This window comes from Scytonema sp. PCC 10023 (assembly GCF_963920835.1).
GTDB lineage: Bacteria > Cyanobacteriota > Cyanobacteriia > Cyanobacteriales > Nostocaceae > Kalymmatonema.
This window is the reverse complement of the sequence record NZ_CAWUDP010000013.1, coordinates 1-13,632: the sequence shown is the minus strand read 5'-3', so window position 1 is coordinate 13,632 and position 13,632 is coordinate 1. Positions and strand designations below refer to the sequence as shown.

The following is a 13,632-nucleotide window of genomic DNA, read 5'->3' as shown; positions in this document are numbered from 1 at the left end:
AAAGACAAATTTTAGATGAATATTGTGCAGTAATGGAAAGAACTCAATCCGATGTCATCCGTGAGTTCATCCGGTCTTTAAAGCAAGAGATTAAGAAGAGTCAAGATGCCACATAATGTCCGGCAATGTCCGACAAATTGGTTATCAAATATCAACTCCTGCCTCAACTTGGTAAACTTGAACGGTCGCGACATTACCATTTACTGCAATATCGTATCTGAGTTTGACCCTTGGCTGTAAAGCATTAACCAAAAGGTAATCCGGAAGAGAAGTATTACTGAGTACACCACTCGCTCCTACTGGTAACTCTCTAATTCCCCCTTTCCCGCTTGTCAAACCGTATTGTAGAGGCAATCCTGTCTGATTCACAAGTTTGATTTGTACAGGTTGGTTGGGGTTTTGCACACGTGCTACAGGTTGCCAGTATCCTGGTTGATAAGTACGTGCGGGTGGGTTTGCGGCGTTGCTGAGTGTAGGAGTGACTAAGCCGAGAGTAGCGGCAAGTACAGCACTTGTCAAAAGTGGTAGTTTCATTGTGATTGTCTAAAAATTCTGAACTATATTTAATAACTATCGAAAACGCGCACAGTGCCCAAGCGCTTCTAGCTATGGGGGTGTAGTGCGCCTGGGGATTCATAAGCCCTGCAGGCACGCTACGCGAACGCAGTCCTAAAAACCATCCTATTGATTAGTAGATTAAGTGTATAATATAGTCAGGAGGTGATACAAGTGTTTAACCTGACTTACGAATTCAAGTTAAAGCCAACGCAAAACCAAATAGAAATGTTTGAGGAATGGCTAGAAACTCATAGACGGGTTTATAACCATGCTTTAGCCGAACGTAAAGACTGGTACAAGTCTCGCAGTTGCCAGGTGAACGCTTGTTCTCTCCTTAGTGAGTACATAATTTCTGCTGATGCGCCCCGCCCAACATTTGCTAGTCAATGCAAGTCTTTGACTGCTGCTCGTAAAGAGAATGAGCATTTAAAACGTGTTAATGCTCAATCTTTGCAGCAAACATTGAGGCGAGTAGAAAAGGCTTTTGTGAGTATGTGGGAACAAAATCACGGGTTCCCAAGGTTTAAAAAGCCGGGTAGGATGCGGTCTTTTTCTTTTCCACAGTTAGGGCAAGATCCATTAAGCAATGGGTATGTTAAGTTGCCTGTTATTGGCACGGTCAAAGTTCGCCAATCGCGAGACATCGCTGATGGTGGAGTAATCAAACAAGCTCGCGTGGTTAAACGTATTTCTGGATGGTACGTAATGTTAACTGTCCAATGGGATGTTAACCCACCCCAAAGGTTGCCACGCGGGGAAGTAGTAGGGATAGATGTAGGTTTAACAAGTTTCGTTGCAAGCTCCAATGGTCTTTTAGTCAAGCGTCCGAGGTTTTTTGTTGATGCCGAGCGCAAGCTTAAATTGCTGCAACAGCGCGTTTCCAGAAAACGTATTGGCTCGAACAATTGGAAGAAAGCCCAAAACAAAGTTGCTTCATTGCATGAGTACGTCGCCAATTGTCGTAAAGATTGGCATCGAAAGCTGTCTCACCAACTCTGCAATGACGCGGGGATGGTGTTTGTTGAAGACTTGAATCTTGTCGGGTTGTCTAGGGGGATGCTGGGTAAGCATTGTCTAGATGCGGGGTTTGGTCAATTCTTCAGCATCCTTGAACAGACTTGTTTTAAGCGTGGTGTCTATTTTCAGAAAGTAGATAGCCGGAAAACAAGTCAAATTTGCCCAAACTGCGGAACCGAAACGGGGAAAAAAGAACTTTCAGAACGTACTCATACCTGTTCAAATTGCGGCTATACAACAGATAGAGACATTGCAGCCGCTCAAGTAGTCGCGATACGCGGACTTGCAGCCGTAGGGCATACGGTCAAGATGCTTGCAGAGGGTAAATTCATTGGAATCCCCGTGAAGCAAGAATCCCCCGGCTTGTAGCCGTGGGGAGTGTCAAAATCACCTAACAAACCAATTCCCTCCAATGAGGTGTGCGGGTGTAGCTGAATTATTTTCCCCTTTCCCTCGCTACACCCCTAGGGGCGCAATGCCTTGCGCCCCTGCCGCAAGCGACGCTTTAATATCTAGTGGAGCCAGGACGGCTTACTTCATTGGGATCGCGATATGCTTGGGGTTCAGAGCGTTTGCGAGCAAAACCTGCAAGACCTGCAAGACCAAGTAAGCCAAGCCAGCCCCAATCAAAACCGCGATCGCCCCTTACATCCCTAGTTTCTTGAGAAGTGGTTGGGGCTGTGGTAGTGGTAGTGCTGGTACCCGTGGTTGTATCAGTACCTGCGCCTCCTGTGGTGTCTGTACCTGTAGTGCCGGTTGTGCCTGTGCTACCTGTACCTGTGGTGTCTGTGCCTGTGCTACCTGTACCTGTAGTGCCCGTGCCTGTGCTACCTGTACCTGTAGTGCTTGTACCTGTACCTGTAGTGCCCGTGCCTGTGGTGTCTGTACCTGTAGTGCTTGTACCTGTACCTATGCCTGTGCTACCGGTACTTGTAGTGCCCGTGCCTGTAGTGCCCGTGCCTGTGCTATCGGTACCTGTAGTGCCCGTGCCTGTGTTACCTGTACCTGTACCTATGCCTGTGCTACCTGTACCTGTAGTGCCCGTGCCTGTGCTACCTGTACCTGTAGTACCCGTGCCTGTGCTACCTGTACCTGTACCTATGCCCGTGCCACCTGTACCTGTAGTACCTGTGCCACCTGTACCTGTACCTGTACCTATGCCCGTGCCACCTGTACCTGTAGTACCTGTGCCACCTGTACCTGTACCTGTACCTATGCCCGTGCTACCTGTACCTGTAGTACCTGTGCCACCTGTACCTGTAGTACCTGCGCCACCTGTACCTGTAGTACCTGTGCCACCTGTACCTGTAGTACCTGTGCCACCTGTACCTGTAGTACCTGCGCCTGTGCCACCTGTACCGGCACCAGAACCAGAAGAGCCGGATTGAGCAGAAACAGGCACAGTTAAAGATAAAGTGGCTAAACTAACAGCAAAGGCACTAGCCCAAACATTTTTTGCAAAATTAGAAAGCTTCATAGTTGCGATTCCTTTAACATTCCAAGTATTGGCAATTTTTTGATTTTTAAAACGCTATTCCCCTTAGTTAATCAGCTAATTTCTTAAGTAAGCATGACTAAAACAAAGAGATAATTGTATGACCCTGAGTAATAAAATTCTTAAAAATCGTGACTGCTAATCTAGTTAATAAATTCAAAACTCAAAACTGCTAGCTCAACTCAGCTTTTACCAATCATCATTTGATGATTGAGTATTTACACAAACAAAAATTTTAGATACTTTAAAATTCGTTATTTTTCTTATTACTAGCGTCACTAAGTAGAATAACTTCTATTGTTTTATCTAACCTTCTACCGCAGGCAGAAACTGACTAAACCTAGAGGAATAGGCTTGATTTTAACTACTCCGGCGTAAGTCCCCACCATAGCGGTACACCGGACAAGAGCGCAAGATACTGTAAGACCTTCCACCGAACAAGTTGCTCTCTTGTTCGGTGGAAGGCTGGGCGGTTGAAGTTGGAAGCCCCACTATAAACGGTACTCCGTTTTAGTGGTCGGTACTTGACACCAACCTGTAAGCATGGATATTGTGAACCGTCATCTTTAGGGAAGCGGTCAGTGGTTGTGGGCTGTGGGGTGTAGTGAATTCTTTCATCCCTACACCCCTACTCACCTAACCCTTCTTAATCTGCAGACAGCGACTGCAAAATCTGTTGCAGAGGAATATCCACTAAATTCGGCCGGTTGTTGAGTTCGTAACTTAATGCAGCAATGGCTTTCTCTAAAACAAAGGCATCCAAAAGCACTTGCAATTCTGCGGTTGTCTTTGGCAAAAAGCTATCTTTGGAAGCACTTTCGAGATAACTATTCAAGAAAGCCGCACTCACCCAAACAGACCAAAATCTACTCCAAGCTTTTATCAGGGGGAGTTCCCCAGAGCGAATCATCCCTCTTTCTATTTCGCTGCGAAGCCCGTGGCTAGCAGCGTAGTCGAACGATAACAGCATTCCTGCTACGTCGCGAAGGGGAGAACGCTTCATGCGCCGTTCGCTCAAACTCCGACCTTCCCTGCCCTCAAAGTCAAAGATGATGAAATCCTTGCCCGTGTATAGCACTCGCCCCAGATGGTAATCTCCATGATAACGGGTACGCATGGCAGTAATTTTTTGGTTCAGGAGTAACTGGTAACGACCCAGAATTTCCTGTTGGCGGTCAAGGGCAGCCCTTGCTAGTTCTTGAGTGTCTGATGGCAGACCACTGAGCTTATCTTGTAATAAAAGGAATGTTTGCCCGGTTAGGTTGCGGGCGTATTGGTAAATAGAGCGCTGATAGAAGGATGAAAACGGTTCAGGGGCAAAGTCGGGATTTTCTGGATCAGAAGCTAAGGCAATATGGAGTTCTGCCGTACTTTGACCTAACAGTTGGGCGCTGACTAGGTATGAACCGATGGTTTGGTTCGCTAATTCTAGCGACTCGGGGACAAGGGGACTTGCCGACGCGGATAAATTTTCTGTCTTCGCGTCTGGTGGGTCTGTTTGCGTTTTTGCGTTATTGAAAGCTTTCAGCAACTCTAACAGGGAACCTGAGGGAACGGGTACCTCTGTAATATCTGCCTGCTGTGTCGTCACCAATTCAAAGTAGTCCTGCAAGCTATCGAGAGTGTAGTCCCAGCCAAGGCGGGTATCTTGAATATATTCTTGCAGTATTCCTACAGTCATGGGTAAGGTAGGCTGAGTTCCTGCTTTAGTTAGGCTGCGGTACTCCAGCGCCCCAGCAACGGGAGCATAGTGTTTTAAGAATTTTTTCTCACTGAGGAAGCGCCGCAGTTCTAAATCAGGGTGCATCCCCTCCTCAACTTTGCGGAGTATTTTCAAAAACAGGCGCTCTCCATAAATCACAGAAGAATTCTTGTGTTCTCCCTGAAGGATAGTCGGTTCAAGGTACGAATCCTCACCGCTCAACTGTGGGAATAAATCAGTCGCAGTGGCAATCAATTCTCCTGCCATCCCCTTATAGGAACGATTCTGGACAATTGCATCCACCAGGAGATTGAGAAAGTTCTTATCTGCTATGGCATCAAATAAAATTCCTACTTCTTCTCTGCCTTGAACTTCAAGGCGAGCCACCACCGCTTGAGGGGATTCTGCTAAAATTTGGCTTGCTTGCTCACCTTCTGCGTAAGCTAAGAGCAAAAGGTAAGTTTCGGGGTCTCCCTGGATGTAGTCCACTCGCAACCAAACCACCTTAGCCTCTGTGCCCTTATAGGACATTAAAACCGACTCAGTGATTTGTGTAGATTGAACACTCAGGGTTTTGCTGCGGAACCAGCTACAGGTATACAGGTAATCCTGCAGAATATACTCCAGAGTCGCTTTCACTTCTCGCTGGTTAAAAACATTGTGCCACTGACCGCTCACTACCAGCGTTGTCAACTCGGATTGAGGTTTAGGCGGCTGGGTCAAGCTGAGTTTGGGGGATAAAGCAAACCAGTAAAATCCATAGGGGCTAAGGCTGAGGAAGTAGCACGAATCCCCAACGGGTGGAAACTCTATTTGACCAAAAATTTCCACTGGCACAAGTCCCTTGAGGGCTGATAAGTCTAATTCGACTGTTTGCACAAACCGGGACAAATTCGCGACTACTAAAATTGTTTCCTCTTGATAGGTGCGAGTAAAGGCAAGAACTTTGCGGTTTTTTGGGTGCAGTATTTCAAAGCTGCCTCGACCTAATGCCTCGTAACGCTTCCTAGTGGCAATCAAGCGTTTTGTCCAATACCACAGGGAATTGGGGTTAGCCCGTTGTGCTTCGACGTTGATTGCCTCATAGTGGTATTCTGATTCCACAATCACGGGTAAATACAACCTTTGGGGGTTGACACGACTAAAACCAGCGTTGCGGTCGGAACTCCACTGCATCGGTGTGCGAACACCATTGCGATCGCCCACATACACGTTATCTCCCATGCCAATTTCATCCCCGTAGTAAAGCACGGGCGTTCCTGGCAGAGACAACAGCAGACTATTGAGCAATTCTATCTGACGCCGATCATTTCCCAAAAGCGGTGCTAACCTACGGCGGATGCCCAAGTTTACTCTCATCACAGGGTCTTGTGCATACACCCGATACATATAGTCCCGGTCTTCATCCGTGACCATTTCCAATGTCAGTTCATCGTGGTTACGCAAAAACAATCCCCACTGACAATTATCCGGAATGGCAGGAGTTTGGTTGAGAATATCAATGATCGGGAAGTTATCTTCCACCCGCAACGACATAAACAAGCGCGGCATCAGGGGGAAATGATAGTTCATGTGACACTCATCCCCAGCCCCGTAATATTGTGCCGCATCTTCCGGCCATTGATTCGCCTCGGCTAGAAGCATCCGGTTGGGGAATTTTGCATCGACGTGTGCGCGTAGCAGCTTTAGGAAATCATGGGTTTCTGGCAAGTTTTCGCAGCTTGTTCCCTCTCGTTCGTACAGATACGGCACTGCATCCAGGCGCAACCCATCTACCCCCATCCCCAACCAAAAATCGAGGACATCAAACACTGCCTGCCGTACAGCAGGATGCTCATAGTTTAAATCTGGCTGATGGGAGTAGAAGCGATGCCAGTAATATGCTTTGGCAATTGGGTCCCAAGCCCAGTTTGAAGTCTCAAAATCTTTGAAAATAATCCGCGCTTCTTGGTATTTTTCTGGAGTATCACTCCAGACATAGAAATCTCGCTCCTTACTGCCCTTGGGTGCGCGACGTGCCCGTTGAAACCAAGGATGCTGGTCAGAAGTATGGTTGACAATTAACTCAATAATGACGCGAATGCCCCGCTGATGGGCTGCTTCCAAGAACTCTTTAAAATCTTCTAAGGTGCCGTATATCGGGTTAACACTGGTGTAATCTGCAATATCGTATCCATCATCCTTCAGTGGCGAAGGAAAAAACGGCAGCACCCAGACGGCGGTTACACCTAAGTCTTGCAGGTAATCCAGTTTTTCTGTCAGTCCTCGAAAGTCGCCAATGCCATCACCATTGCTGTCCGCAAAGGCGCGAACAGGCACTTCGTAAATAATGGCGTTTTTAAACCATAGGGGATCATCTTTCAAAATTGAGTTTTGCATCTTACTTTCAGCTGTTCCTGGTTTGTACCTGTCAAAATGAATTGGCAGTAGTTAGGGTAGATGGGGTTAAAGTTATTAGGTCAACCTACACTACTGTTATAGGCGTGTGTATATTTGTCAAAAAAGTCACTTAAATTTTCATGGCTCAACCTCATGTGAGGGTATTTTCGGTTACCAAAATACCTGAAATTATCAAGTTCCCCATCTAACGTAAGTAAGAGCAATACTTGTTTAATAATCTTTACACAAACATTTTGTTCTAAGTAAGACCCAGTAGAAAGCAATAATTTTAAAAGTAGGTTTTAAGTTTTCAGGTAGCTTTGAATCAATAAATTTGTAGATAGCAATTCTTAATAATTTAACAATAACTGACACTTGAGATAGAGAACTCGTGAAGTGTTAGCACAGAATTTGTCAATCAACAGAATGATGAATTATATAGCTGAAATTCCAACAATAGTAATGGAAATAACAAAAAATTATGCATTTAGCTTGCATTGCAAGTATGAGGAAGATATGGTTGTAAGCAATCAAAAACACGCTGTAGGAGTATTTAGCAGCAGTAAAGCTGCGGAGCAAGCACTTAATGAATTGAAAGATTCAGGCTTTCCCATGGAAAAAGTTTCCATCATTGCCAAGGATGTAGACCAAGGGGAACAGCTTGCTAATGCCCAAGTCACCTCGCGTGTTGGTGATGAAAATGTAAATACTGCCACAGGAGTCGTTGGAGATACTCTCACAGCCGCTACTTGGGGCAGCGTTTTAGTTGGTCTGACAAGTCTGGCACTTCCTGGCTTAGGAGCCGTGTTAGCAGCAGGTTCCCTTGGTGTAGCATTAGCCAGCAGTGTTGGCGGTGTAGCTGTGGGAGCCGCAGCAACTCAGAATTTGGTGAAGGCGCTGGCTGATTTAGGTATTCCCGAAGAACGAGCTAGAGTTTATAGCGATCGCCTTCATCAGGGGAATTTTATGGTGGTAGTAGACGGCTCTGATGAAGAGATTCACCCTGCAGAAGCAGTGTTGAGGAAGCACAACATTGAATATTGGGGCATTTATGATTCCCTAGCGGCTTAAAATCTGGACGAAGCATAAAGTCTACTTTCTATGACTGCATTGTAAACGCAGTTAATCGGCAAAGAAACAGCAAAAGTCAATAGACCTCCTGCAAAAGTCGATTTTTTGAAAATCAAACCACAGATGGACACTGTCTTGCAAAGTTCTGAGCCTTCACCCAGTGGGAGCTGACGCGCTTCGGAGGAAACCGACCCTCAGACTTTCCGCAGATGCACACAGATAATTAACTACTGTTAATCTGTGTGCATCTGTGGTTCTAAATATCGATTAATCATACTTTTGCAACAAGTCTATCCATACATCGTGGGAGGATGAGAACCCCTGAAGATGTAGTTTGACGCACGGAGGAAAACTACATCTGTGTTTTAAACAGGGACGGGAAATCCGACACAAAGGGATAAATCCCTTTGTGTCTCTTTCTTTTTTCTCAACATATTCTCTTATTGCCTCTCTAATCAAGTCGTTGATTGAGCGTTCTGTGAGTGCTGACATCTTTTTCATATCTTCATATTCTTTATCAGACAGCCTTAAGTTATAGCGTTGCATCATCCCATATATGTGTTAATCTGGGATGATGGTAACACAAGGATGAAAAACTCCAAAAACAAAACGTGATGCCATGCCTACCCTCACAACTGAAGATATGGGGTTGTACTAAGAAGTCCTTTTTAGGAGCCGGAGAGTGCGTAAAATCTTCAAGGTTGGAAGGAAGGAAAGTGCCGTACAGCCTGAAAGGGTTGAGGCGCTTCGGGCTGTCTTACCCTCGTCAACGTGTTTTACAAAAAACACGAGACAACGTTGCAGAGTGTGGCACCTATCCCAGGTCGCAACAACAGTCTAGAATCCACGTTTTTCAAAGCGTGGAGAGTTCAATACTGCTTTTGTTCCTTGAGTCCTGATAGTTCGTCAATGACACGTTCCAAGCCAGCAACCACTCGTGCCAAGCGCTCGTAGTCAACTTTGTCCGGTGTATCTCCTTGGGTGTGGTAATAAGGATAGCGAAAAGGCGCGGTATCTGTAACCATCACGCCAGGATAGCCCTGCTGCCAGAATGACCAATGATCTGACCAGCCAACGCCAGGAATCTCGCCAGCAAGAGCAGCACCTTCAGAGGGAAATTGAGTATGGCGACGGAAGGAGGCGATCGCATCTCTAACCAGTCCTCCAGAAGCAATATTGCCGACAAAGCCAATGTAGTTTCCTTGTAACGGATAGATAGAACTCAGAGGAGCTGGATATTTCTGGCTGCCAATCTCATCGGAGTAATAGCCCATTGTTTCTAAGCTAAGCATGGCAACAACTTTTTCTTGACGCTGTTTGCAACGTTTGGCATAGACTAGACTGCCCATATTTTCTGTGTGGAAAAAGGGCGGTTCTTCATTAACAAACTCGACAAAGCGAAGGGTTCGCTCAGGCTTTTTACCAGCAAATAGACGAGCAAGTTCTAGGGTGGCAGCAGCACCAGTGCCATTATCGTTTGCTCCCGGACTAAAGGTCACTGAGTCATAATGACCGCCGATAATCACAATCTCGTCTGCTCGTTCTGCTCCTTGAATTTCAACTTCAAGGTTGTAGTAGGTTTGGTTGTTTATTGTGTATCCCTGCTGTCTGACTGAGTACCCAGCAGAGGCAAAGGAAGCTTTGAGGAAATCAGCAGCAGCCTCCAAACCTTTGTAGTACACGTAGTTACGTTGTCCAATCTCATTGGCAAGCTTTTCCACATCTCGTTTTAGGGCATCCCGTAGTGTGGTTTCTTTCTGAGTCAGTGCAGGCAACTGACCCCTGAAGCTTTCTCCTGGCATCTGAATCATGGCAAAATACGCCCCACTTATGAGAGTACCTAAAATGATAGCCAAGACACTCAGTCCGATTGCAACTGTAACTTTTGGCATTTGTGCATTTAACTCCACGTTGGCGATATGAGCAGCAAAGCGCGAGAAGGACTTACTGCTTATTGGATATTGCATATTTCGTATTCATTAACACGAGCAAATTTAACAGTAGCCTGTTCTTTAGAGAGAGGAACTCTCAAGACTAACAGTGTTACCTGTTAAAGAAAATCAAGCTTATAAAAGAAGGGGTATTAGTATGAGAACGCGCTACTTTGCTCTAATCTTGGGAATCTTCATTCTGCTCCTTGGTCTATCAGGATTTGTACCAGGTTTGCTGACATTACCTAACAATGGACCAGCAATCAAAGTTGATGCTGGATATGGCTACCAGTTGGGTTTTTTTCCAACCAATGTCATATTTAACCTCATAAAAGTAGCAGTTGGGGCATTGGGTATCGCTGCCTTTTGGAGCTTTGGCTTTGCACGGTCATATGCACAGATTGTGGCAATTTCCTATGGATTGCTAGCAGTTTTGGGTTTGATTCCAGGCGCTAACACGATGTTCGGTCTCATCCCAATCTTTGGGAATAATGTCTGGTTTCATGCAGTAACAGCAGCGATCGCAGCCTACTTTGGGTTTGTAGAACCAGTGTCACCACAGGAAGTGAACGAAGCCGGCAGGAAAATGGTGTAGAAGGATTTGCCAGGGTGAGAGTGGGGATATCGTAGACGCCCTCCGGAACGCTTCTTAGAGGGCGTCTACCCACCTAATCAAAAAGGGTTCCAATTAGGTTAGCCCCTCTTAAGTCTGCCTGCATCAGATTAGCACCTCTTAAGTCTGCTTCACTTAAATTGGCATCATTCAAGCAACAATGACTTAAATTTGCCCCTCTTAAATCTGCAGCCGACAAATTTGCTGATACCAAGTTAGCCCTAACCAGGTGTGTATCACTTAAGTTTGTGTCACGTAGGTTAGCTTCCCTCATATCTGCCGCCATTAAGTTGGCTCTTTTTAGGTTAGTCCCACTGAGGTTAGCCAAACTCAATTTAGCCCAACTCAGATTAATTTCACTTAAACTAAACTTGCAAAGCTCTGCACACCTCAAGTTCGCATTGCTAAAATTCCTTTCTCCTATTGCATAACGACGCAGAAGTTCATCAGTTGTCAATCTAGTTAAAACGGCGACAGAAGCACCTTGATAACACCATGAAGCTTGCATAAGGCTAGCAGCAGTGTGAACAGCTATCTGGTCACATTTGCTCATCACTACACCATTGCACTCATCCCACTGAGCGTTAAGCATATAAGCAATGTCTTTAGCGGCAGCAATTGAGTCAAACAACAGAACAAATTCTTGAGAGCGTCGTAACCAGTTATTGAAACCAATAAATCTCATGTCTTTCGTTTTTTAGCTTTTTGAAATTCAGGAAAAATTATTTTTTTAGTTATTTTTCATTGAAAAGAAAAAGTTAAGAAACACCTTCTAAGACTCGCCTATATTCGCTCTTTTTTGTAATACCTTTTGAATCAAGAAGGTGACTCCAGTTACCACCAATCCCACAGCTAATATTGGCACAAAGATACCCAGTACCGATAAGATAAACGAAATGCCTGCTTCAATTGTTGAAACGATAGGATTACCAATTCCACCTGTTATTGCTGTTGAAGACACGCGAAGCATTCCCGTCAAAGTTTGGAAAATACCCGCAGCCCCACCACCAGCAATGACTGCTACTGTCCATTCAAGCAAAGGGTCAGTTGTGCCGTGAACCAAAGCTTTGGTCATGAAAGTGCCGATGGCGATCGCCGTTGGTGTGGAGACTATATCCAAAGCATGATCAACCCACGGAATGTAATAAGCAGCAATCTCAATACAAGTGGCTACAGCAAACGCAAAAAGCGCTGGATAAGTTCCAATCCACTCAAATTCCGGTGCAAGTTGCAAATGTCCATAAAGTGCGGCAATACTCATGACAAGCGGTGGGACAAAGACCCGAAAGCCACAAGCGGCGCTCAAAGCGATGCCAATTCCAATGCTTAATAAAGTATCCATAATTTATATTTGTACGTGTCAAGGTATCGATGTCATTTGCTTACTACGTCAAAATGACAAGGTATTTAGACAAGCCTAGACTCATTTATTGTGAAAAATACCCTATCTCAAGGTAGATTAAAACTGCTCAATAATGTAGACCTTAGCTAACAGAATGGTATTATATATTTTTCGAGTTTTGCAATAATAGAGTTCTGGCAATTTTCCTACATAAAGCACTATAAAGGTGCTAGTTAAACTTACTCATCAAGATTTTTAAGAGAGCTATTTGGAAATTAAGAAAGACTCTAAAATTTAACGATAGTTCTAAGTATGAAGTGTAGAGTGTTGGAAATCAGCGCACCCTACACCATTCTCAAGCTACAGTTACTTAATGTGAAAGTTGCGAGCGAGGAGGAAGCGAAAGCTCGGTTTTGAGAGCTCTTAGGGCTGTTTTTGCCAAGATTTGATGACCTGCAGTTGTCGGATGAATGCCGTCCCAAAACAAAAACTTGTTTGGATTGTCACAGGTAGCAGCATTGTTTAAACAAGCGGTGGTCACATTTGTGAGACCAAATTTCGCTGGGTTTGTAATAGCTTCATGATACAAGGAATAAACATCTACTTTGATGATCTGAGTGTCAGAACCTAACTCCTGCTTGAGCCCATCCAAGGATTTACTCAAGGTAAGATTATGGGCGCTAGTCAAAGAATTCAGGGTACTGGAATACAAACCATTGTGTGTAGCTGGGAGCTTTCCCAAATCAGGTAAATTAGCAACCATGATTTTTTGAGCGCCCGCTTTTGAGAGCGATTGAATCGCTTGCGACAAATTGTCGCTCGACAGGGTAGCGCTGGTGGTAGCGCCATGAAGATAATCATTGGCACCAGCCCAAAGCACATATAGCGCATTCGGATTCACCTGCCGATGAGCTTTTGTAAAACTTTGAACTTGCGCTGTAACTTCACAGCATTCACTTTGCGGAGGTGTAAACCCTACTTTTGTAAGGGGTAGTTACACTACTTTTTATCTGGAAAATCATCTTAGAGGACTTTGCATATGGTTTTCGCCAGTGTCCTTGGAAGGTGAAGTTTCGGGTATACTTAGCAGAGTTATTTCATTCTTCGTCAACCCAGCAGGAACTGAAGTTCCACAGCGAGTAGGTTAAGTCGGTTAAAACTGAGTAAAATTCTAAGTTTCAGTTCGTTTTCACTCAAAGAAAGCAGCAGTTGCAATAACACGATTTTTGTAGGGTGGATATCGCCAGCAATTGACCCAAATGTCTATTTTCATAACCAAAAGCCTCCTTCTGATCTAGAAAGAGGCTTTATGGTTGTAAATATTAACCTGGCACCGAGCTATTGTCACAGGCAGCTACCCGCCAACTATCGTCGCCACAGCAGCGTTTCACAACTGAGTTCGGGATGGGGTCAGAGTGGTTCCACCGCGCCATAGGCACCAGGAAAAACAGTGGTCAGTTACCAGTTACCAAGATACTGTTAACTGAGAACTGATTCAAAACCCTGAAGGCTGCACAGTAACGC

General features: G+C 45.1%; 10 protein-coding genes, 1 rRNA gene and 1 pseudogene. 3 read left to right on the top strand and 9 right to left on the bottom strand.

What is annotated here, in order from left to right; translation table 11 throughout:
- Positions 1–144: 144 nt before the first annotated feature.
- Positions 145–534 carry a hypothetical protein gene (locus tag ACM0OZ_RS10215; protein WP_414582693.1) on the bottom strand — a complete coding sequence of 130 codons (390 nt, stop codon included), beginning with the start codon at positions 532–534 and terminating at the stop codon, positions 145–147.
- Between the two features lie 195 nt (positions 535–729).
- Between ACM0OZ_RS10215 and ACM0OZ_RS10210 the strand changes: the two genes are divergently transcribed.
- Positions 730–1,944, top strand: coding sequence for an RNA-guided endonuclease InsQ/TnpB family protein (locus ACM0OZ_RS10210; RefSeq protein WP_414582692.1), 1,215 nt, complete (start codon positions 730–732; stop codon positions 1,942–1,944).
- Positions 1,945–2,080: 136 nt separating this feature from the next.
- Here the strand turns inward: ACM0OZ_RS10210 and ACM0OZ_RS10205 are convergent, their stop codons facing one another.
- The gene (locus tag ACM0OZ_RS10205; RefSeq protein WP_414582691.1) at positions 2,081–3,052 is read right to left on the bottom strand and encodes a WGxxGxxG-CTERM domain-containing protein; all 972 of its coding nucleotides are present in this window, start codon (positions 3,050–3,052) and stop codon (positions 2,081–2,083) included.
- Between the two features lie 664 nt (positions 3,053–3,716).
- Positions 3,717–7,151 carry a maltose alpha-D-glucosyltransferase gene (gene treS / locus ACM0OZ_RS10200; protein WP_414582690.1) on the bottom strand — a complete coding sequence of 1,145 codons (3,435 nt, stop codon included), beginning with the start codon at positions 7,149–7,151 and terminating at the stop codon, positions 3,717–3,719.
- 516 nt (positions 7,152–7,667) lie between these two features.
- Between treS and ACM0OZ_RS10195 the strand changes: the two genes are divergently transcribed.
- Positions 7,668–8,222, top strand: a complete 555-nt coding sequence (locus tag ACM0OZ_RS10195; protein ID WP_414582688.1) for a general stress protein — start codon at positions 7,668–7,670, stop codon at positions 8,220–8,222.
- A 267-nt stretch (positions 8,223–8,489) separates the two neighbouring features.
- Here the strand turns inward: ACM0OZ_RS10195 and ACM0OZ_RS10190 are convergent, their stop codons facing one another.
- Positions 8,490–8,771, bottom strand: coding sequence for a ribbon-helix-helix protein, CopG family (locus tag ACM0OZ_RS10190; RefSeq protein WP_414582687.1), 282 nt, complete (start codon positions 8,769–8,771; stop codon positions 8,490–8,492).
- A gap of 320 nt (positions 8,772–9,091) precedes the next feature.
- Entirely contained in the window at positions 9,092–10,189 is a 1,098-nt protein-coding gene (locus tag ACM0OZ_RS10185; protein WP_414582685.1) for a M28 family peptidase, read from the bottom strand.
- A gap of 121 nt (positions 10,190–10,310) precedes the next feature.
- Between ACM0OZ_RS10185 and ACM0OZ_RS10180 the strand changes: the two genes are divergently transcribed.
- Positions 10,311–10,748 (top strand): DUF4383 domain-containing protein, encoded by a 438-nt coding sequence (locus ACM0OZ_RS10180; protein ID WP_414582684.1) that lies wholly within the window; start codon positions 10,311–10,313, stop codon positions 10,746–10,748.
- A 73-nt stretch (positions 10,749–10,821) separates the two neighbouring features.
- Here ACM0OZ_RS10180 and ACM0OZ_RS10175 read toward each other — a convergent pair whose 3' ends face one another.
- The 4 genes and pseudogenes from ACM0OZ_RS10175 to rrf form a co-directional block, all read right to left on the bottom strand.
- Positions 10,822–11,451, bottom strand: coding sequence for a pentapeptide repeat-containing protein (locus ACM0OZ_RS10175; protein WP_414582683.1), 630 nt, complete (start codon positions 11,449–11,451; stop codon positions 10,822–10,824).
- A gap of 87 nt (positions 11,452–11,538) precedes the next feature.
- On the bottom strand, positions 11,539–12,108 hold the full coding sequence (locus ACM0OZ_RS10170; protein ID WP_414582682.1) for a DUF4126 domain-containing protein: 570 nt from the start codon (positions 12,106–12,108) through the stop codon (positions 11,539–11,541).
- A gap of 370 nt (positions 12,109–12,478) precedes the next feature.
- A pseudogene (locus ACM0OZ_RS10165) lies at positions 12,479–13,030 on the bottom strand (SGNH/GDSL hydrolase family protein); the annotation flags it as partial.
- A 403-nt stretch (positions 13,031–13,433) separates the two neighbouring features.
- A 5S ribosomal RNA gene (gene rrf / locus ACM0OZ_RS10160) occupies positions 13,434–13,551 on the bottom strand.
- Positions 13,552–13,632 lie beyond the last annotated feature (81 nt).

What these genes read in the sequence shown, in the direction of transcription:
- ACM0OZ_RS10205 (WP_414582691.1), bottom strand. Translation starts at nt 3,052, where the DNA reads ATGAAGCTTTCTAATTTTGCAAAAAATGTTTGGGCTAGTGCCTTTGCT.
- ACM0OZ_RS10175 (WP_414582683.1), bottom strand. Translation starts at nt 11,451, where the DNA reads ATGAGATTTATTGGTTTCAATAACTGGTTACGACGCTCTCAAGAATTT.
- ACM0OZ_RS10180 (WP_414582684.1), top strand. Translation starts at nt 10,311, where the DNA reads ATGAGAACGCGCTACTTTGCTCTAATCTTGGGAATCTTCATTCTGCTC.
- ACM0OZ_RS10185 (WP_414582685.1), bottom strand. Translation starts at nt 10,189, where the DNA reads ATGCAATATCCAATAAGCAGTAAGTCCTTCTCGCGCTTTGCTGCTCAT.
- treS (WP_414582690.1), bottom strand. Translation starts at nt 7,151, where the DNA reads ATGCAAAACTCAATTTTGAAAGATGATCCCCTATGGTTTAAAAACGCC.
- ACM0OZ_RS10190 (WP_414582687.1), bottom strand. Translation starts at nt 8,771, where the DNA reads ATGATGCAACGCTATAACTTAAGGCTGTCTGATAAAGAATATGAAGAT.
- ACM0OZ_RS10215 (WP_414582693.1), bottom strand. Translation starts at nt 534, where the DNA reads ATGAAACTACCACTTTTGACAAGTGCTGTACTTGCCGCTACTCTCGGC.
- ACM0OZ_RS10195 (WP_414582688.1), top strand. Translation starts at nt 7,668, where the DNA reads ATGGTTGTAAGCAATCAAAAACACGCTGTAGGAGTATTTAGCAGCAGT.
- ACM0OZ_RS10170 (WP_414582682.1), bottom strand. Translation starts at nt 12,108, where the DNA reads ATGGATACTTTATTAAGCATTGGAATTGGCATCGCTTTGAGCGCCGCT.